Origin of the sequence: Dyella sp. (genome assembly GCF_035508675.1) — a bacterium.
GTDB lineage: Bacteria > Pseudomonadota > Gammaproteobacteria > Xanthomonadales > Rhodanobacteraceae > Dyella_B.
This window is the reverse complement of the sequence record NZ_DATJMN010000024.1, coordinates 1-2,948: the sequence shown is the minus strand read 5'-3', so window position 1 is coordinate 2,948 and position 2,948 is coordinate 1. Positions and strand designations below refer to the sequence as shown.

2 protein-coding genes and 1 pseudogene are annotated in these 2,948 nt (G+C 64.3%); 1 reads left to right on the top strand and 2 read right to left on the bottom strand.

The features are described from left to right. Positions 1-1,319, bottom strand: a 1,319-nt coding sequence (locus VMA74_RS01465) for a diguanylate cyclase (RefSeq protein WP_325364100.1), incomplete at its 3' end; no start/stop codon positions are given. A 422-nt stretch (positions 1,320-1,741) separates the two neighbouring features. On the opposite strand from VMA74_RS01465, the gene VMA74_RS01460 reads away from it, so the two are divergent. Next, a complete protein-coding gene (locus tag VMA74_RS01460) occupies positions 1,742-2,299 on the top strand; it encodes an NAD(P)H-dependent oxidoreductase (protein WP_325364098.1) in 558 nt (185 codons plus the stop codon). Positions 2,300-2,364: 65 nt separating this feature from the next. Here VMA74_RS01460 and VMA74_RS01455 read toward each other — a convergent pair. After that, positions 2,365-2,948: pseudogene (locus tag VMA74_RS01455) on the bottom strand (RNA degradosome polyphosphate kinase); the annotation flags it as partial.

Sequence of the window (2,948 nt, the reverse complement as noted above, 5' to 3'; positions counted from 1 at the left end):
CGTAGCTCGCTGCGCAATACGTCGGCCACCGCCACCAGCGCGCGGTCGCCGGCCGCGTGGCCCTGCAGATCATTGAGCTGCTTGAAATGGTCCAGGTCCAGAAACAGCAGCGCAATGCTGCGCTCGGTACCGTTTGCATCGCTCAGCATGCGGTTGGCCGCTTCGGTCCAGGCACGCCGGTTGAAGATATCGGTCAGTGCGTCGCGGTCGGCCAGCACGCGCACATTGTCGCGGTCGCGCCGCATGGTCAGCGCGCGATCGGCCAGGCCCAGCGACAGCACGATGGCTTCGAACGCACCCATGCCGATGCTGGCGTCGTTGAGCCAGTCCAGGCCGCGCAGGGCGCCGGTGGTTTGCGCGCTGGTCATGGCGGTGAGCACGAGCAAGGGCGTCCAGCCGGTAAGAAAGAACCATGCTTGACGCGAGCCGCGCGCACCGGCCAAAAGCGCCGCGAACAGCAGCAGCACGGCCCCGAGAATCAGCAGCGGATTGATCAGCACCTGCGCCATCAGCACCAGGGCGGAAATGCCGCTGCAGCGCATCACCACGATCAGCGGCATGGCGAAACCCAACGCCACCACGGGTACGCGCAACGGCGGCGCATAACGCTGGATGTCGCAGAAGCGCACGACGAACAGTGAGGCGAACGAGACCGACAAGGCCACGGCCGAGGCGGCCACCAGCACCCCCGATCCGGACAGCCAGCTCAGGCCCAGCGGATGGAACAAGAAGCCGGTTTCGACGCCTTGCACCAGCACGTAGCACAGCATGTAGCCGGTGTACCAGGCAAAGGTCATGTCGCGCAGCATGATGGCAAAGCACAGCGCCATCAGCGCCATCGCCACCATGATGGCGAAACTGGCCGAGGCGAATGCCAGCCAGGTGGAATCCTCCAGCAGGAAGTCATCGAGGTTCTGCAGTTCGAAACGCTCGGGAGCGGCCAGGGTGCCGCTGGGCTCGAACTTCAGCAGGATCGGTTGCGACATGCCCGCTTCGCCGACGAGCCGGAACGCCAGGCGGCCATGTCCGTGGAAGGGACCGTCGAAATCGTCCATCGCCAGCGTGCGGGCACCGCCCTGTTGATCGTAGAGGGTGATCGAGCCCAGCGGGGCCGGATAGATGGACAGGACGCGCTCCTCTCCTGCATCGGCGGCATCGGGCTGCAATACCACCCAGCTGCCGCGCGCCGTGCGCGGAAACCGCTGCAGTAGCGAGGGGTCGAAGGCCGCCATGGTTCCGCGCCGGAATGCATCCATGACGGACGCCGGAGTGTCACCTAGTGCCGCTTCGCGCCAGGCGCCGGTGAGCGGTGCGTTCACGCCGGCCTGGACCAGACAGAACCCCAGCAGGCAAAGCACGGCCACAGCGGCCGCGAGCCACCCCCGGCGAGAGCCCAGTTTGCGCAATGCCTCCCCCGACACCTCAACCCCCTGCATTCCTTGAAGTGCTCCTGCGCTTCCGTTTCTTGTCTTGGCCGGACCTTGCCGCGACCCTGGCAGGCGTTCTATTGGCCTGCTGTTTCCTCGGGCTGCCGCGGGCGGTGGCCGGCTGCCATGGCGGAAACGTTACCGCCATCGTGGCCGTGCTGTCGCGTGGCGTTACTACGCGCTCTGGCATGCAGGACACGTGCCAGGGTGAGCATGATACCCGGCGGAGCGCCACTTCACGCCGAGTTTCGTGGCGCTAGCGCATCGTCATGGAAGCTATGAGCGCGCTTACCCGGCGCCGATGGGAGAGAACGATGACGGCAATCAAGGTGGCGGTGCTGGTCGGCAGCCTGCGCAAGGATTCTTTCAACCGCAAACTGGCCAAGGCCGTGGAACGGCTGGCCCCGCCGGAGTTCTCCTTCGAGCATGTGCATATCGGCAACCTGCCGTTCTATAACCAGGACTTCGATAGCGACTATCCGCCGGTATGCCAGCAGTTCAAGGCGCAGATCAAGGCAGCGGACGCGCTGTTGTTCGTGACGCCCGAGTACAACCGTTCCATGCCCGGCGTGCTGAAGAACGCCATCGATGTCGCGTCGCGTCCCTATGGCAGCAACGCGTTTGCCGGCAAGCCGGGGGCGGTGATCGGCATTTCGGTGGGCGCCACCGGCACGGCCTTGGCGCAGCAGCATCTACGCAATGTGCTGGCGTATCTGGACGTGGCCCTGATGGGCCAGCCGGAGGTCTACCTCAAGTTCAACGACGGACTGATCGACGACGAGGGCAACATCGGCGTGGAGAGCACGCGCAAGTTCCTGCAGGAGTTTGTCGACCGCTATGTGCAGTGGGTGCGCCGGTATGTGCATGGCTAGGTGATGGGCGTCATCCCGCGATGACCCCATCGTCATTGCGGCCTTCGCCGTGCGCGTACTGCTGCCTAGGGCGCCAACGGCGCGCCGACGCCGCAATATTTCTCCAGCAATTGCTGCTGCACGTCGTGCGGCGTGTGTCCTTCGGCAGGATGCAGGCGTGAGTAATTGCCGTCCTCGTGCAACTGCCAGGCGGTGGTGTTGTCGCTGAGGTAGAGATCCAGATCCTTGCGAATGCGCTGGCGCAGCTTTTTGTCTTCGATCGGAAAGCCGGTCTCGACGCGCCGGTCCAGGTTGCGTTCCATCATGTCGGCGCTGGCCAGGTACATGCGCTCGTCGCCGCCGTTGGCAAACCAGTACACCCGGCTGTGCTCCAGAAAACGCCCCACGATCGAGCGCACGCTGATGTTGTCGGACACACCCGGGACGCCGGGACGCAGGCAGCACATGCCGCGCACCAGCAAGTCCACCTTCACACCCGCGATGCTCGCCTTGTACAGCGCGCGGATCATTTTCGCGTCGGTGAGCGCATTGATCTTGATGATCATGTGTGCCGGCTTGCCGGCTTCCGCATGCGCGGTTTCGCGGGCAATCAGATCGAGCAGGGATTTTTTCAGCGTAAACGGTGCATGCAGCAGCTTTTTCATCTTCA

Excerpts from the sequence above, each read along its gene's own strand:
- VMA74_RS01460 (WP_325364098.1), top strand. The coding sequence starts at position 1,742 with ATGACGGCAATCAAGGTGGCGGTGCTGGTCGGCAGCCTGCGCAAGGAT.